At 59.5% G+C, this 14,409-nt stretch carries 18 protein-coding genes; 5 read left to right on the top strand and 13 right to left on the bottom strand.

Going from position 1 to position 14,409, the window contains the following annotated elements:
• The first annotated feature begins 90 nt into the window (after positions 1-90).
• On the top strand, positions 91-489 hold the full coding sequence (locus AiwAL_RS16150; protein ID WP_013640744.1) for a helix-turn-helix domain-containing protein: 399 nt from the start codon (positions 91-93) through the stop codon (positions 487-489).
• Positions 490-643: 154 nt separating this feature from the next.
• Here AiwAL_RS16150 and AiwAL_RS16145 read toward each other — a convergent pair whose 3' ends face one another.
• The 7 genes from AiwAL_RS16145 to AiwAL_RS16115 all read right to left on the bottom strand — a co-directional run bounded on the left by AiwAL_RS16145 (position 644) and on the right by AiwAL_RS16115 (position 6,474).
• Positions 644-2,422, bottom strand: coding sequence for a DUF3363 domain-containing protein (locus tag AiwAL_RS16145; RefSeq protein ID WP_262313064.1), 1,779 nt, complete (start codon positions 2,420-2,422; stop codon positions 644-646).
• Positions 2,423-3,034: 612 nt separating this feature from the next.
• A complete protein-coding gene (locus AiwAL_RS16140) occupies positions 3,035-3,739 on the bottom strand; it encodes a lytic transglycosylase domain-containing protein (protein WP_235705308.1) in 705 nt (234 codons plus the stop codon).
• Positions 3,727-3,960: a hypothetical protein gene (locus tag AiwAL_RS16135; protein WP_262313063.1), complete on the bottom strand. Its 234-nt coding sequence runs from the start codon at positions 3,958-3,960 to the stop codon at positions 3,727-3,729. Before AiwAL_RS16135 ends, AiwAL_RS16140 begins: the two co-directional genes overlap by 13 nt.
• Entirely contained in the window at positions 3,957-4,496 is a 540-nt protein-coding gene (locus tag AiwAL_RS16130; RefSeq protein WP_235705307.1) for a S26 family signal peptidase, read from the bottom strand. The genes AiwAL_RS16135 and AiwAL_RS16130 overlap by 4 nt, the downstream gene beginning before the upstream one ends.
• Positions 4,493-4,969, bottom strand: a complete 477-nt coding sequence (locus AiwAL_RS16125) for a DUF2840 domain-containing protein (RefSeq protein WP_235705306.1) — start codon at positions 4,967-4,969, stop codon at positions 4,493-4,495. The genes AiwAL_RS16130 and AiwAL_RS16125 overlap by 4 nt, the downstream gene beginning before the upstream one ends.
• 382 nt (positions 4,970-5,351) lie before the next feature.
• Positions 5,352-6,197 carry a replication initiator protein A gene (locus tag AiwAL_RS16120; protein ID WP_262313062.1) on the bottom strand — a complete coding sequence of 282 codons (846 nt, stop codon included), beginning with the start codon at positions 6,195-6,197 and terminating at the stop codon, positions 5,352-5,354.
• Between the two features lie 4 nt (positions 6,198-6,201).
• Positions 6,202-6,474, bottom strand: a complete 273-nt coding sequence (locus AiwAL_RS16115; protein WP_235705304.1) for an AlpA family transcriptional regulator — start codon at positions 6,472-6,474, stop codon at positions 6,202-6,204.
• Between the two features lie 178 nt (positions 6,475-6,652).
• Between AiwAL_RS16115 and AiwAL_RS16110 the strand changes: the two genes are divergently transcribed.
• The gene (locus AiwAL_RS16110; protein ID WP_262313061.1) at positions 6,653-7,285 is read left to right on the top strand and encodes a plasmid pRiA4b ORF-3 family protein; all 633 of its coding nucleotides are present in this window, start codon (positions 6,653-6,655) and stop codon (positions 7,283-7,285) included.
• A 124-nt stretch (positions 7,286-7,409) separates the two neighbouring features.
• On the opposite strand, the gene AiwAL_RS16105 is transcribed toward AiwAL_RS16110, so the two are convergent.
• From AiwAL_RS16105 to AiwAL_RS16100, 3 genes are all read right to left on the bottom strand, one after another.
• Positions 7,410-7,976: a DUF2285 domain-containing protein gene (locus tag AiwAL_RS16105; RefSeq protein WP_262313060.1), complete on the bottom strand. Its 567-nt coding sequence runs from the start codon at positions 7,974-7,976 to the stop codon at positions 7,410-7,412.
• A gap of 7 nt (positions 7,977-7,983) precedes the next feature.
• On the bottom strand, positions 7,984-8,205 hold the full coding sequence (locus tag AiwAL_RS20445; protein WP_408851801.1) for a transcriptional regulator domain-containing protein: 222 nt from the start codon (positions 8,203-8,205) through the stop codon (positions 7,984-7,986).
• A 154-nt stretch (positions 8,206-8,359) separates the two neighbouring features.
• The gene (locus AiwAL_RS16100; protein WP_262313059.1) at positions 8,360-8,647 is read right to left on the bottom strand and encodes a DUF2285 domain-containing protein; all 288 of its coding nucleotides are present in this window, start codon (positions 8,645-8,647) and stop codon (positions 8,360-8,362) included.
• 154 nt (positions 8,648-8,801) lie between these two features.
• Here AiwAL_RS16100 and AiwAL_RS16095 point away from each other — a divergent pair, with 154 nt between their 5' ends.
• Entirely contained in the window at positions 8,802-9,110 is a 309-nt protein-coding gene (locus AiwAL_RS16095) for a helix-turn-helix domain-containing protein (RefSeq protein ID WP_235705299.1), read from the top strand.
• Positions 9,111-9,161: 51 nt separating this feature from the next.
• On the opposite strand, the gene AiwAL_RS16090 is transcribed toward AiwAL_RS16095, so the two are convergent.
• On the bottom strand, positions 9,162-9,464 hold the full coding sequence (locus AiwAL_RS16090) for a DUF736 domain-containing protein (RefSeq protein ID WP_235705298.1): 303 nt from the start codon (positions 9,462-9,464) through the stop codon (positions 9,162-9,164).
• 757 nt (positions 9,465-10,221) lie between these two features.
• On the opposite strand from AiwAL_RS16090, the gene AiwAL_RS20320 reads away from it, so the two are divergent.
• Both AiwAL_RS20320 and AiwAL_RS16075 read left to right on the top strand, forming a co-directional pair.
• Positions 10,222-11,049, top strand: a complete 828-nt coding sequence (locus tag AiwAL_RS20320; protein ID WP_316044789.1) for a response regulator — start codon at positions 10,222-10,224, stop codon at positions 11,047-11,049.
• Positions 11,050-11,077: 28 nt separating this feature from the next.
• Positions 11,078-11,335, top strand: coding sequence for an ATP-binding protein (locus tag AiwAL_RS16075; protein ID WP_235705297.1), 258 nt, complete (start codon positions 11,078-11,080; stop codon positions 11,333-11,335).
• 319 nt (positions 11,336-11,654) lie between these two features.
• On the opposite strand, the gene AiwAL_RS16070 is transcribed toward AiwAL_RS16075, so the two are convergent.
• Positions 11,655-14,117, bottom strand: a complete 2,463-nt coding sequence (locus tag AiwAL_RS16070; RefSeq protein ID WP_262313058.1) for a TonB-dependent receptor — start codon at positions 14,115-14,117, stop codon at positions 11,655-11,657.
• A gap of 166 nt (positions 14,118-14,283) precedes the next feature.
• Positions 14,284-14,409: transposase (locus AiwAL_RS16065; protein ID WP_262312567.1), on the bottom strand; the 126-nt coding region annotated here is incomplete at its 5' end.

Genomic DNA, 14,409 nt, shown 5'->3' with positions numbered 1-14,409 from the left:
AGGCGACGATGTATGGGATCTGTAGTAGGTTCAGGTGCAAGCGAAAAAAATGCCAACGCACTCACAAAGGTGCGAGACGCGTTGGAACCGATGATCCTGATTGGCGCGCTAGCCACGCAAACGCGGTGCAATATCGAGACGATCCGGTTCTACGAGAAGATTGGCGTGTTGCCAAAACCGGCGCGCACCGAGGGCGGCCATCGAATGTATGGCCCCGCCCACGTCAAGCGCCTCAGCTTCATCCGCCGCGCGCGTGAACTCGGCTTCACGCTCGACGAGGTGCGCGCTTTGCTGCGCCTGGCAGACGAGCGCGATCGCCCCTGCGGCGAGGTAAAATTGGTCGCCGAGGCTCATCTCGCGGAAGTGCGGATCAAAATCACCGATCTGCGCGCCATGCAAAAGGCGCTGACCACTTTGGTCACGCAATGCGACGCCGGCGACGGAACCGATTGTGCGCTCCTCGAAGCCCTATTACGTCAGCGAACCTGATGGCGTAAAGCCGGTCGCGCTTTCTACGTATAGATGCAACCGAGCCCTGAAATTAATCGATTTGACTGATCTACCCGACCGCATGCTGGGCACCTTGACGATGAGCCAGATGACCCAGACTGGGCAGCTTCGGGTCGGAGAGGGCTGATCGCCATCAAAGGCCCAATCCACGGTCCCGACCGAGCTGCCAGGAAATCCCGCCATCTGTGACGAGTCCAACAACCTCTCGACCAAGGCGGCGCTCGATGACCGGTCGCCACGGCACGAGCGTGAACTCCTTGGCGTTTTCGATCAGCGCGTAGCGGCCCGAAGCAAGCTGCACCGTCTCGCGATAGATGCCGCGGATCGTCTCGCCTCGCGTCGCCAACCGGAACGGCTGGTCCCGCGTTGTGGCAATCTCCGCGCCAACTCGCGCCAACTCTCGGCCTTCGAGCGTTGCCAACAAATCTCGCCGGTAGAACACCCTTCCCTTCCCGTCCCGGCGCGCATCGCCGTGCGCAATGTGATGTTGCCGGCGTTGCTCCAGCGCCGTTTCAATTTCCGCGCCGAAGCCGGCCATGGTAACCGGCAGGCGGTCCCTGCCGATGAGTTGGCGATCCAGCCAGACGGCACCGTCGCTGGCGATCTGCGCCTCAAGGTCAAGCGTCGATAACACGCGCAGGCTGCCGCCTGGCGATCGTCCGGCATCATGGAGAGTGGCACTTTGTTCGAACCCGGTTGGAATGCGCCAATGATCGGCATCCACCCGCTCGACAAGTCCCGCGCGCCGCAGCGCTTCCAGCCGGCGGATATGCGCCTCAACATAGGCGTCTGGATCGACGATCCCCCGATCCGCGCGCACTACTGCGAAGTGATCTGCGGTCCGATATATGCCGTCGTTCTCTCTCGCGAGGCGCGCGATATTTTGATCGGCCGCGCGCGGTTCGCGACCTGCGGCGTCAACCTGGAGGATGGCGCCGATCGGTGTGGTCTCGATGCTCATCACTCCAGTCGGAAGCTCGATGTAATGGGCGCGGCCGTCGATACCATCGATGACCAGATGAAGGCGATCCCCCAATTCATCGGCACCAATCCCACGACCGAGCAGCCGGCCGATGATCGGAGCTGCTATCGCCTCATCCTTGCCATGAATGACGATCTGTTCCGCACCGCGCTGAACCTTTTGGCTCGCCATCGCGCGATGCATGGTTTTGATAATGTCGCCCTGCTCATTGAGCTGGCGGAGGGTCTGCTCCATCTGAGGCTTCAGCAACCAGCGGCCAGTATCGATCTCCTGGGCAAGATCAAGCCGTTGCAGCACTTGCAATCGCGCTATCCGGAGATGTCGATCAGAATCGGCGTGGCGCTCATTTCCGGTGGCTCGCGTGTCTACGACACCATCGGTCGTTTCTCCGGCCTCCCGCAGCAGGGCACGGTCGATCCGGGTCAGTTTTTCCTGATCGATTTCGCGAGAGAGTTTCTGCTGCTGCTCAACCGTGGTTTCCGGACCAAGCTCGATCGTGGCGAGTTCCGACGCGCGTTCGCGGATGCCGTGGGCGAGATAGGCTCCGGCGATTATCAGGTTCTCGCCCAGTTCATCGACGTCGCGGATTACGATGTGCGTATGCGGATGGCCAGTGTTGAAGTGATCGACCGCAACCCAGTCGAGCTTTGTCGCAAGATCCTGCTCGACCTGCCGCATCAGGTCGCGCGTGAAGGATCGGAGATCCGATAGCTGCGGTCCATCCTCGGGCGCCACGATCAGCCGGAACTGGCGCGGATCTCCCTCTGCCCGCTCCAGAAAGGCAGAACCATCGGCGCGATCCGATGTCGCCGAGTAGAGTTGACCCGGGGCACGCTCGCGGGTCACGCCATCGCGCTGGAGATAGCGAAGATGCACCGCGGCGGCGCGGCTACCGGCGCGCATCGGGCTGTAGCGCGCCTTGACCACCACCCTGCGGGCGCCTGGCTTGGTGTTCGACCAACCGCGAGGTGATGCTGCCCGGCCGCGCGCGAACGTGGCGCCACGGCCGCGCTTGGCGGGAAGGCTGGCAATAGGACGAGCGGCGTCCGTTGATAGGGATGCGGTTGATCGCCTGAGCGGCCCCGCACGAGAAATCGCGCGTTTGATTTGCGTCGATGCCAGAGCCCGGCGATCATCTCCGCTGCGCTTGCGTCCAAGCCGGGGACGAAGGGGCAGGTCATCTTCATTGTGAGCCATTGCCTGATCATGCCGATGACCGCTGAAATCGAGAAGGTGTCTTGATGGCACGGCAGAATCTGAAGCGAAGACACAGATCCTGGCAGGATGGACGTGCCCCTCGGCAAGCTCTTGGCACGGTGCATGGTCTCGTTAAACCCAATGTGCAGACACGAAAATCGCGGCGGTCAGGGTCGTGTGGTGCCGCGCACCTTTATCTTGCCCTCCGGTAAACTACAAAATCTCTACTGAATCCCGGGAACTTTGTCAGCCGCCGATTCTTGCCAAAAGACGTTTTTGATACGCTCGGTCACGATTCAAAAAACACGCTGTTTACCAACTCAAAAGCCCGCTATCTCGGTGCCTTCATGGTATGGCATCGAGCAATGCTTGCTGTCTGGTCAGGTCACCTCCTGCCACGAACAAACCACTATCGGCACTTGATGATGGATGCTGGATCGTCCGCAAATCAGTCGCGGTTTGATAGGCGAATATCGAAACGGGCGCACGACTTTCGCTGATTTGCGGCGTCTCCATCGACGCGTTGATCCTCGGCGCGACTACAGCAAGATAGCGCTGCGATTGCACCGGTAGTGCGCGCCCGGTGAGCAGAGTCTGCTCAAGCCGGGCCGGACCGGCGTTATAGGCCGTCAAAAACCACGGCGCGCCAAATCGGTCGAACATCTCGCGGAGATACGCGGCACCGGCCATGATGTTGTCGCGCGGTGCATAGGGATTGGCCCCGAGATTGTAGCGGGTGCGCAGCTCGGCATAGGTCCGTGGCATCACCTGCATCAGGCCCATTGCGCCGGCAGACGATCGGATCTGTTGCCCATTCAGTGTCAGATGGCCGCCGCTCTCGACGCGCATCACGGCCTTGATCCAATGTTCTGGCACACCAAAACGACGCGATGCCGCCGCGATGTCGGCCTGCCAGACGGCGATACGGGGGTTTCTGTGGTTGTGCACAGTCTTCGCCGGGCTATGGCAACGAGGCGATCCATGAAGCGGCACGAACAGCGCTGCTTTGGCCGCAAGACCGCACGTCGTGGCCAAGGTTACGAGGCCCATGGTTGGCATGTCCTGTGATGAGGATGCTCGATGACGCGGTAAAGAAAGAACGCTGCCAGCGTGCTCGCAGCGGTCAAGGGTAAAGCGCGCCAAAGCGCGCCGGCTGCGCCGCCCTTGACCTTCGCTGCGCGCGCCGGCGGTGCGGTAATTGGCAGGGACGGCAGGATGGCCGTCCCTGGGCCGAACAACAGGATGGTCGGGGAAGGATGTTCGCCGGTCATGGCAGATGGCTTCCGGGCGTCCAGAGCGGGATCACCCGGCCAATGATGCTGCTGATCGGCGTCGGCCCGAAATAGCGTCCGTCGAGCGATGTCGGCACGTTGGGGATCAGCACGAAGATGGAATCGGAGCGGAGCGGTCCGCAGCCGGTCCAGGCAACAAGTCTGCGTCCACGCCCGTCGCGTTTGAGCGCATCAGCGACGTGGTGACCGTCGATCGAGACCCGACCATCGCGCTCGCAAACGGTCTGGCCGGCGACGGCGGCGACGCGCTTGAGCAGCGGTACGCCAAGCGGCAGATAATCGCGATTCGCGAACAGAATCGCGCTGCGCCGGTCCGGCCAGAACAGCACATAATCGCCGACCCGCAGGTGATCGCGGCTCGATCTGGGCAGGACGCGCCAGAAGCCGATCGGTGTGCTGGCGGTGGCGTTCCAGACGATCAGCGGTCGCGCATGCAAAGCGGAGGCGGCGAGCAGGATCAAGCCCACGATCACGGCAATCAGGATTCTGTGGGGCGGGTGCTGGCGCGCCGTCATGATACGGATATCCGGCGCCGTCGTTGCCAAGCTTGATGCTGATCCGTGCGATAAGGCCGCGGTTCCTGGGCGCAATTCAGCCGGTTGTGTACGTGCCGCCAATAGGTCGGCGCGACATCCGCCGGATCGAAGCCGGCGTTCTCGATCACGCCGATCGTGGCGAGCACACGCTGAACGCGCGACCAACCCGACTGGCGGAGCAAAATCTCGCCGCCGGGGTCCACGCCAGGCACGGTCGAGTATGGTTCGACAGGCGTGCAGGCGCGGAGGATATCGACGCGCGATACGACCGTGCCGTAGTCATTCGCTCGCCAGCGGATGAACCCAAAGACCGCGTCGGGCGCGAACCAGATCAGGCGTCTCCGCCGATCCAAAATCTGCTCGGCGAAATCGTGACCAAAGCGCAGCCAGTGCTCAACACAACGACGGATTAACACCAGCATCACGCTGGTCCGTGGGTCATGCTGGGTCATTGGCGTTGTCTCCCGCCAGCCGGCCGCAGACTGCTTCTGAAGCCGTCCAGCGACGCGACACGAAGTCTGGAGAGGAAGCTCTGTACTCGCCGCAGCCCGCTTCTCGATGCCGCTTGCTTCAGGCGTGCTCGCCGGCGCGACGTTGGGGCTGAGCGATCTGAGCAATGCCGACCGTTTGAGGCGATTCGTGCGCCGATTTTTGGCCCTCGGCCGCCACCTATAACAAGGTAAGACTCAGTGCTAGAATCAGTAAGAAAGTAAGGACGCGAAACTCGCCCACAACCGGTTGAATTACTTGTGAAAAATTTGCCAGCGTCCGTTTGATAGGCCGCGCAATTACGGTTGATCGGCCGTGGGCCGTCGTGTGATAGGCCGCGGTCGTTCACAGTCGGTCCCCCCGATTTGGGGATAAAAACCCGGGGTTATCCCCAGGCACCAATGCGGCACTGTGGATGGGCACGGCATATCGACCGATCCTGATCCCCTCTTTGCCGCGGTGCCAGACGGGGTCGAGCCGATACGTCAGCAGCCGCCCGGTGCGCGTCAGTCTGCGCAGAGCTGCGAGGAAGTCGCAGTGCCGTGCGGTGCTTCCCGAGCGCGCGTGCAACAGGTCGAATGAAACCACCCAGCCTGTGGATTGTTGGCTGGCGTGCTTGCGCGCCAGCAGCCAGAGCCAGCGCTCGATGCCACCCGTCAGGCCGAAATAGTTCGGATGGATGGACAGAGCCCGGCGCTGCCGCACCGGCACGAGTAACCATTCCGGGAGTGTCAGCAGGATGCCAGCCGGGGTCGTTTCCCAGGCCTCGATCCAGCGGAACCGGGTTGGCGCGTTATCCGGCGCGCCGAGCGTGGTCTCCACCTCGGTGCGCGCCAGACGATCGATGGCGGCGGTCAGCCGGACATACTGGCTGCGGCCGGTATCGCGGCCCAGAAAGCCGAGAATGCGCCGTGCTGGAGCAATCAGCCGCGTCGAGATCTGCAGTCGCTCATCCTGCGCCTGAACGAGCTGTGCGGTGGCCCAGATCAGGATATCGGCATCCCAGATCGTCGCGATTGCGGTGGCACCCGCCACCGGTGCGACGTGAATGAAATGCTTCTTCCCCTGATAGAGGATTGGTGCTTTCCGGGGCGTCTTGGCGAGGCTGAACCAGGGCCAGTTCATCAGATCGACCGGAATCCGCGGACGGGCGTGTTCGAGGATCGCCGGCAAGGGTTGATCACCGCTCATCAGGTCACAAGCCTGCCGGACGTCCTGGTCCGCGGGCGACGCGGGTGCCGGGATCAGAGGTGGATTGCCGAGCACCGGATTCGGCCCATTCCTGCAGGTCAGCCAGCCGATAGACAACCCGGCCGCCGATCTTGCGATAGGCGGGGCCACTGCCGAAGCTGCGATGTTTCTCCAGCGTTCGGCCTGACAGGCCAAGAAATCGTGCGGCTTCCGGTGTCCGGAGATACCGTGGTGGCAGATTGGGTAGCGTGTCCTGTTGCATGGCGGCGATCTCCATCGGGCGGCCGGCAATCGGCTCGCATCGCCACGCAGGATCGGCGTTCGGCTGAGCGTTGCTGAGGGCCGTTTTTGGGGGGAGGCAAAAATCGGCCGGTAGGCCCCGGGTGACTCGGCAGCGTCGGGGATTAAAGCACTCTACATTGACATCCCGGGAGGCGGCGGCTTCACTCCGCGCCATGACGTATCGTCAGCTCAACGCAGCGCAGCTTCGCGTCACGATTACGGATATCGAACCGCCAATCTGGCGGCAGCTGGTCGTGCCGCTGACGTGGGATCTCGGGATGCTCCATCAGGTCATCCAGGCAGCGTTCAACTGGTGGAATTATCACATGCATGAATTCCGCATTGGCCCGCTTCGCTTTGGTCCCGTCGCGGAAACAAACGACCCGTCTGCCGGGCTCGATGAAATGTCCCTGGACGAAACGTCCGTTCGCCTGCTGAATTTTGGACAACGCCCAGTGCCAGCATTCCACTATACCTATGATTTTGGCGACGATTGGCGCCATTCGGTAGAGATTGAAGAGTTTCTGGCACTTGATCTGTTTCCCCGCTTCGCGACCTGTGTCGACGGCGCGCGTGCGCGACCCCCCGAAGATGTTGGCGGAGTACCAGGTTATGAGGAGTTCCTCGAAGTTATGGCCGATCGCAGACACGATAATCATCGAGAGACGAAAGCTTGGGCGGGCGGCCATTTTGATCCGGAATGGTTTGATCTTGCGCTGATCAACAAGGATCTAAAGAACGCCCTCAAGCCTAACGTGCAGCGGCGTCTTTACCAGCCAAAGCCGAAGCGTCCGGCGCGGTGCTGATTTGAATCGCGTTTGCCCTTTCAAAAGGATTGCGCCGGCTTCTGGCCGTCGTGCTTTGCCCAAGGCGTTGTTCGACCGTGCGGTAAACGTGACATTTCATTACATAACTGCGCGGCACGTAGGTTCAGATCGGACGCGGTGGCTTCAGCAATCTGAAAGCGGCACCATCGCGCCAGCGGCGGGCGGTCGCAACGAGGGTGCGAACGCGACTACGGGCGCCGCTGTCCTCCCAAGCGGCCGGCGGCTCGCCGAGCAGGGCGCGATGGATGTCGCGCTCACTTGCGCCGGCCGCGGCAAGGTCCAGCGCCCAGGCCATGTAGGCGATCTTCAACCCGCGCGGATGCGGTTTCGGCCTCGTGGTGCTGGAAGCGGCCGGAACCCGCGGACGGGCGGCGAACCTCCAGAACGCGTGCGCCGCCTCCAACCGCTCCGGATGCCAAGCATCCCAGAGAACAACCGGCGTCAGCGATGCATCCGCTGGCGGGGGGTCGCGCGATTGGAAAATCAGATGATGACGCACGCTGGCCGACGGCGCGACGACGAGATGATAGCCATCCGGCGTCGGACGCCCAGTGTAATGCGCCCCCCAATTATCGGGGTCGAACCGCACGAGGGATTCGCCAATCGTTTCGTCAGTGCCGACACGAACATGAACGACACGAGCGGTTGCCTCTGCAATCCAGAAAAGCATGGCCCCGTCACCAGTCGTGTCGGGAGTTTCCAGGAAATCGCAACCTCCAGCGCGCGTAGAGCGACAGTGGCGCTTCCGGCTGCGGTTCGTGCGCGCGCTCTACCGCGGCCACGTAATCCTCTCGGTACGCGGCGCTGCGTCGAACCAACTCCCAGACCAGACCGTCCGGCGATAGGCTTTCGATATACCGATACCGGGCGGCCAGCCGCTCTCGCGTGAAAGGCCGCATCTCGTGTCTCCAACGCGACAGCACCCCTGCCTCGTTATTGAATCGAATTCGGGTTGCCGTGCGACTTGGCAACTCCGGGGACAACAAAATTAACCATCAACTTTCCGTGACGGTTGCGGTATGGTCCGTTTGTTCAACTAACAAGCTGGACGTGCTACGAGTTGCTCTGGGCGTCGCTGGTCTGAAGTAGTTGCCGCCAGCCGGAATTCGCCATCCATCTCGCTCGTGCAAGATGCGTCACGTAGGCCCTGCGTGCGCGGTCGCGCTCTTTTGCCGGATCGATCAGGAGCGCCTCCCGCGCGACATCATCCCACGGCACGTGCTCACGCTCGGCGTCGAGCAGGATAACGTAATGGATCACGTGGATTTCGTCATACGGTGTCAGATGATCAGAGACCGGTGCCTCATCGGCGATTGGCGCATCGAATTTGGGTTTGCGCATGTGGATGTCCTTCTCGGCGATATTTTTCGCCCTGCCAAAGCTTTCATAACCAGATAGATTGCGGCGGCCAAGATCAAGCGCATCGCGGCGTGTCTGGCAACTCGCGTATTATAATGCGTAGCGCGCAAATACGCGATTGCGCTCCATCCTATGGATGGACATTCGGAGACTCTTCGGAGCAAATCTGCGGCGAGCACGGTTGGCAGCAAAGCTCAGCCAGGAGGCTGTGGCGATATTGATGGGTGTCGATCGCGCCCATGTCAGTAGCATGGAGCGAGGCAAACAGAACGTGACACTGCTTACGCTCTGGGCCGTATGTGATGGCTTGAAGATATCGCCAGCCAGCCTATTCGATGAAACTGTCGCGACGATAGCCGAGCGACCCGTATCGGCGCCGTCGGGGCCCCCTGCACCGGCCTCCCGCAAGCGATGTCGTCGTGGTCGCAACCCGTCAGTCAGTTGAACGCAGACGAAACGCCCCGCCCAGCTGGGCGGGGCGTCGTGGTGGCTGGCCTCAGCGGGACCAGATCAGATTGTAGCTGCCCTCCGGCTCGACCTCGACCAGGCTGGCGTAGATCGGTTGCGGGAAGCTGGGGTCGTCGAGCTTGACCGAGAGGTATTCGCGCCCAGTCTCCTTAGCCTTGCGGCGCCAGGCGGCTCCCAGCTCAACATTGCCCGCTGCGAAAACCCTGAAATCGGGAGCTTTGTCGGTGCCGTTTTCGGCGGGAACCAGCCGCGCCTTGGCGTTGATGCTGAGGGTCCGGACGGTGCCGCTGTAGCCGTTCGCGTCCTTGGTGAAATTGCCGATGATCGCCATGGTAGATCTCCTTCGCTTGGGTTGTCGGGGCCACCCCGTGCGGCCTCGATGGCGGTCCTGAAGCCGGGAGGCGATCGACCCGCACCGCTTGCGGCCGTAGCGCAGCGGAGGATGGCGCGGCGAGAGTTTCTTGCCTCGCGAGGAATGCCGCACTTGGGCGGCAGGGGAAGAAAGTCGCTGCTGCGCCGTTGCGGGCAGGCGATCGCCTTTCGGCTAGATCCGCCCATTACGAGGCCGAACGGGTGTCAACGCGCCAAGCCTCAAGGAGAGGATGGCGAATCCGGTCGGCAACGATCAAGGTGCCATGATGGCACGGCACTGCCGTATGAGTTTGCAGCATGCTCGGCCGGTTGTTTCCCCCACAGCGCGGAGCAAGCCGCTACAGGGGGTTTACCGATCGGCAGGATCGACGTCTCGCCTGGATGCAAAAAGAGGCCTGAGGCGCATGAGCCTGTTGGTCCATCCGACTACGGCTGACGGCAGTTCTGTATCTGCGTGATAATGAACTGGCACTGCGAGCAGGGGAACGGATTGGGCACGCGTAGCCGACTTTCGATTACCAGCCTGTCGTATGTGTGCCCGGACTGTACCGTCGTCGCTGCCATGGACTGCAAATGGACTGGAGGGCTATTTATGGAAATTCTTTAGGCGGTCGGTGATATCAGCATGATTTGCTTCCTATTCCGTCATGGACACGAAGAGCAACTTCGCTCAGAGACACGGGCTTGCTCTCACCACCTGACAGAACAAGGCTTGTATGATTCCGGCTCTCTGGCTCCTCGTCCTCGTCCTGGGAACTGCCGTTATCGTTTGGGGCGCCGAAGCATTTACCGAACATCTCGGTGCCGCGTCGGTTCAGCTCGGGGTCAGTGCGTTCGCCCTTGCGTTATTGCTGGCTGGCGCCGAGCCGGAAGAGCTCGCGACGGTGGTGACGGCCTCGCTTCGCGGCTCCCCCGGCATCGCGCTCGGAGATGTGATCGGCGCCAACGTGACGATCTGCTGTGTCGCATTGGGGGTGGGGGCGTGGCTGACGCCGCTGCCGTTCCGCCGCGGCGTCATGCGCTATGACCTGATCATTCTCGATGTCATGCTGCCGGGTCAGGATGGCTGGTCGGTGCTCAAGGCTCTGCGTCAGCGGCGCGATCAGACGCCCGCTTTGTTCCTGACCGCGCGGGACAGCGTGCCGGACCGGGTTCATGGCCTCGAACTCGGCGCCGACGACTATCTGGTCAAGCCGCTCGCGTTCTCCGAGTTGCTGGCACGGATCAGAACCATCCTGCGACGCGGGCCGGCGCGTCAGGTTGCGACAGTGCAGGTCACCGACCTCGAAATCGATGTGCAGCGCCACCGGGCGACCCGGAGCGGCCGGATGTCCGCGTTCGTTCGGCCGCGACCATGCTGCAATGGGCCATCGAGCGCTACCGGCGCGAAAAGCAGGCGCCGTTGCTCAAGCGTGCCGGGCAGGTTTTCGCCACGCTTACCGACGGTTCCTTCAGCGACCTCCGAGTCGACTTCGATGAAAACGACAACGCCCAACTGGCAGGTCTTCGGCCCGGCAGCGAATTTGTCCGCGTGGGCGGTATGAGTACCGGTACTGCCGACCAACACTCTATATGGCTCTGCGCATGGCTTCGGTGGAAGATTATCTTGATCGAGCGGACGCCCATCCGTTCGTTGCCGACGATCTTTTCATCAATTTCGATGATGCCCGCGCAGCGGCGGGGTTTGAAGTTCTTGGCCAGTTGGCCAGCAAGACTCAAATCCTGTTTTTTACGCACCACCGGCATCTGGTGGAGATTGCCGAGCGTATATTTGGCAAATCGGTAAACGTTGTCTCCATGTTAGATGAGCCTGTGACTTCCGCCGCCTGACGCGAACGCTGGCTGTGAAATCGCGGCGAGCGATGACCCTACCCAAGACCCGGGCTATGTCATTGATTAATCGAGCAAATTCATCTCACAAAAGGGGGCTGATATCGTGCGAAACTTGTCCCCTGCATTTCACGTTTTCCTTCAAAAATTCAATATGTTAGCCGGCTCTGAGACAGGGTCGCGGTTCGGCGCGTTTTTTATTCCCGAACCAGCCGATATCTTCACACACGACGCATCCTTTACAAATTATACGATAAAATTCGCACGAGCGGTGACGGAGACAACTATCCTCGCCACCGCTCGATTTCGATCGCCCAATTTATCTGAAATGCGCGTTCACGCTCGCATAGGCCGTGAACGGCGCGCCGGGCTCGGCAAGGGTCTGGCCCGCAACGCCATAATAGCCGCCGGACGAGATATATTCATAGATATTGTATTGCTTATTGGCAACGTTCAAAAGATCAACATTGAACGTCAGCTTGCGTAGATAGGACGCGTGTGGCGTTGCGACCGAAACCTTCATCCCGAGGTTCAGAACGCCATAGGCGGGCAACTTGGTCCGCGTCGGGGCACCGATATTGTTATTATAGATATTCTGGGTGCCAGTATATTGATACCAAATTCTGGGCTGATAGATTGTATCATGACTGAACAATGTATAATAGGCGCCGGCATTGAATGTCTCCGCTGGGACATTCGAGATCGGCAGCCCCGCATAGGATCCATGGCTCGGGCTGGTATAGTTCAGATAATTCGCACTCTCGAAACTGGCATTGGCAAAAACATGCAAATTGTAGAGCGGATCATCCTCGGCATACAGATTGACGCCATGAAACACCGACGATCCGGATGCGAACAGGCTGTAAAGATGGCTCACCACCGGGATTGGAATAATTTCATTCAGATCATTCAGGTGGTAATAATTGATGCTGACGATCGCGTGATGCAGATAGGGCTCGTTAGGAATGAATAGTTTGGCGCCGACCTGATATTGCGTCGATTTCTGCGGCTTCAGTGTCGAGCTCAAAAGATGGGCATAGGTTCCAGTAGCCCCCGCTGGTGCTTTGTAAGCCGTTGAATAGTTGCCATACAATGCGATGTCATGGGTTAATTTATAGTTCACTCCGATCGATGGTTCGATTTCGGTGAAATTCGTCGTCGAATTCGGCTGATAATCCCCGTTATGGCCGATCAGATCGGTCACGCTGGTCGGAAATGCCGCCTGGCTGTTGTTCACGAAATTGGTATGGAACGAGACGATACGGACGCCAGGCGTTATCCGCAAGGCTTTAGTCGGCTGGAAGTCATCCTGGACAAAACCTGCGAGGTCAGTTTCATATAAATAGGAACTATGGAATGCATTCGGTAATTGGAGGCTGTAATTCGCCGGCGCGCCGTTGATCAATGCCGGTTGTCCCGCATTGGGACTGAGTGAGTTGTAGGTGGCCTGCAATGTTGGATTGTAGAAATCTAAAAAAGAATTATATTTAGAATAGACAAAATAGCCGCCAACTGAAAGCTTATTATCTGGCAGACTGAATGTAAAATAAGGCTTATCCCCATAGGTGTCGCTGGCAGCATTGTAATCTTGATTCAGAGCGCTGGGGGAGTTGCCGATATTGTCGTAATGGAGATGAATACGGTTCCCGTAACGGAAGAACAGCAGATTATGGAATGTTGTATATGAATCCACATGATTGGTCAGACGTGAATACAGCAGATAAGTCCGGATCGGGGCTTGCTTGAAATAGATCGAGCGCGGCAGGGTTGTATAGAACCCTGTCGTCTGCTGGCTGTAGATTGGCCCCGGATTGATCGCTCCGGTGATACTGTTCACGCCGTTGATTGTGACATTCGGGTTCGCCGTCGTCGGGATCGGCAGCGGCCTGAACGCCACACTCCGCGACGCGAATCCGCCGATACTGATCCGCCCGTTCGAAAACGTCTTCACCAGTTTTCCGTAATAGGCGTAGCTGCTCTGTGGATTGTCGAAGCCATATCCCCGTAGATAATTACCGCTGCGGTCGATGGTTCCGGCGAACACCGCCGACCAGCCATTGAATTTCCCGGTATCGACCGAGAAATTCGTGCCGCGATTGCCGTAGCTGCCGAAAAAACCACCGATCTCCGCCTGAGGCTTCGCGGTCGGCTCGATTGGTGCATAGTTAATCGATCCGCCGATATTGTCATACCAACGGTTCACCGGATATCCCGGCCCATACGTGACCGATAGCCCCTTGATGAACGACAGATTCGGAATTTCCGACGCCTGCCAGACGCCATAGGCCGGATCGATCATCGGCACCCCATCGAACGTAACCATGACGGTGCCGTCATTCGCATTGCCCGCGATGTTGCCCCAACCGGTTTTCATGCCGTTGATGCTGATGCTCGCGCGTGGTGCGCCCGTGGTCCCGTCACTTGCGATATTCACGCCAGGCGCCACCGAAAGCGCCTGGGCGGCCCCGGCCGCCGGTCCGACCACCCGCAACTGCTTACGCCCAACCACCTTGACGGATTGGGTCGATTTAAAAATAGATTTTTTTGTCGGGAGCTTGGACAAAGTGTCCAGAGCGCTGATCGAGGCCGACACTTCCCCGGCGTTGACCGCTGTTCCGTCATTGGTCGGAACCGTCTGTGCATCGGCATTCTTCAGGACGGCACTGAAATTGATGATCGTGATCGCTGTCGTTGCAAAAAGTAATATACGAAGGTTGTTCGCACCTCTTTTTGTCAAGCTGGTTTTTGAGTCCAATAAAACTTGGACACCTGATTGCTTCATTCTCAGCCCCCATCGTGAAGTAACGGAATCTTGATTAAAACAATCCATCACAGATTTGTGAAAGATTTTGTGTATTCATGATCCGTGTTACTTCATCAGCATCGAGGTTGAAATCATGTTAATATGACAGTTATGTTAAAATATTTATTTGATCTAGGGTGTGTCGTCAATTAAGCCAGATAGCGGTGGCGGTGAGGTGGACGCCTGCGAGGAAGTTTCTGGCGGTTTTGTCGTAGCGCGTTGCAATGGCGCGGAATTGCTTGAGTTTGGCAAAGAAGTTCTCGATCAGGTG

Origin of the sequence: Acidiphilium sp. AL (genome assembly GCF_025499445.1) — a bacterium.
GTDB classification, from domain to species: domain Bacteria; phylum Pseudomonadota; class Alphaproteobacteria; order Acetobacterales; family Acetobacteraceae; genus Acidiphilium; species Acidiphilium iwatense.
The sequence above is the reverse complement of the archived record's forward strand: the minus strand, read 5'-3'. Positions and strand labels throughout refer to the sequence as shown.

What these genes read in the sequence shown, in the direction of transcription:
- AiwAL_RS16150 (WP_013640744.1), top strand. Translation starts at nt 91, where the DNA reads ATGATCCTGATTGGCGCGCTAGCCACGCAAACGCGGTGCAATATCGAG.
- AiwAL_RS16140 (WP_235705308.1), bottom strand. Translation starts at nt 3,739, where the DNA reads ATGGGCCTCGTAACCTTGGCCACGACGTGCGGTCTTGCGGCCAAAGCA.
- AiwAL_RS16135 (WP_262313063.1), bottom strand. Translation starts at nt 3,960, where the DNA reads ATGACCGGCGAACATCCTTCCCCGACCATCCTGTTGTTCGGCCCAGGG.
- AiwAL_RS16130 (WP_235705307.1), bottom strand. Translation starts at nt 4,496, where the DNA reads ATGACGGCGCGCCAGCACCCGCCCCACAGAATCCTGATTGCCGTGATC.
- AiwAL_RS16125 (WP_235705306.1), bottom strand. Translation starts at nt 4,969, where the DNA reads ATGACCCAGCATGACCCACGGACCAGCGTGATGCTGGTGTTAATCCGT.
- AiwAL_RS16120 (WP_262313062.1), bottom strand. Translation starts at nt 6,197, where the DNA reads ATGAGCGGTGATCAACCCTTGCCGGCGATCCTCGAACACGCCCGTCCG.
- AiwAL_RS16115 (WP_235705304.1), bottom strand. Translation starts at nt 6,474, where the DNA reads ATGGAGATCGCCGCCATGCAACAGGACACGCTACCCAATCTGCCACCA.
- AiwAL_RS16110 (WP_262313061.1), top strand. Translation starts at nt 6,653, where the DNA reads ATGACGTATCGTCAGCTCAACGCAGCGCAGCTTCGCGTCACGATTACG.
- AiwAL_RS16105 (WP_262313060.1), bottom strand. Translation starts at nt 7,976, where the DNA reads ATGCTTTTCTGGATTGCAGAGGCAACCGCTCGTGTCGTTCATGTTCGT.
- AiwAL_RS20445 (WP_408851801.1), bottom strand. Translation starts at nt 8,205, where the DNA reads ATGCGGCCTTTCACGCGAGAGCGGCTGGCCGCCCGGTATCGGTATATC.
- AiwAL_RS16100 (WP_262313059.1), bottom strand. Translation starts at nt 8,647, where the DNA reads ATGCGCAAACCCAAATTCGATGCGCCAATCGCCGATGAGGCACCGGTC.
- AiwAL_RS16095 (WP_235705299.1), top strand. Translation starts at nt 8,802, where the DNA reads ATGGACATTCGGAGACTCTTCGGAGCAAATCTGCGGCGAGCACGGTTG.
- AiwAL_RS16090 (WP_235705298.1), bottom strand. Translation starts at nt 9,464, where the DNA reads ATGGCGATCATCGGCAATTTCACCAAGGACGCGAACGGCTACAGCGGC.
- AiwAL_RS20320 (WP_316044789.1), top strand. Translation starts at nt 10,222, where the DNA reads ATGATTCCGGCTCTCTGGCTCCTCGTCCTCGTCCTGGGAACTGCCGTT.
- AiwAL_RS16075 (WP_235705297.1), top strand. Translation starts at nt 11,078, where the DNA reads ATGGCTCTGCGCATGGCTTCGGTGGAAGATTATCTTGATCGAGCGGAC.
- AiwAL_RS16070 (WP_262313058.1), bottom strand. Translation starts at nt 14,117, where the DNA reads ATGAAGCAATCAGGTGTCCAAGTTTTATTGGACTCAAAAACCAGCTTG.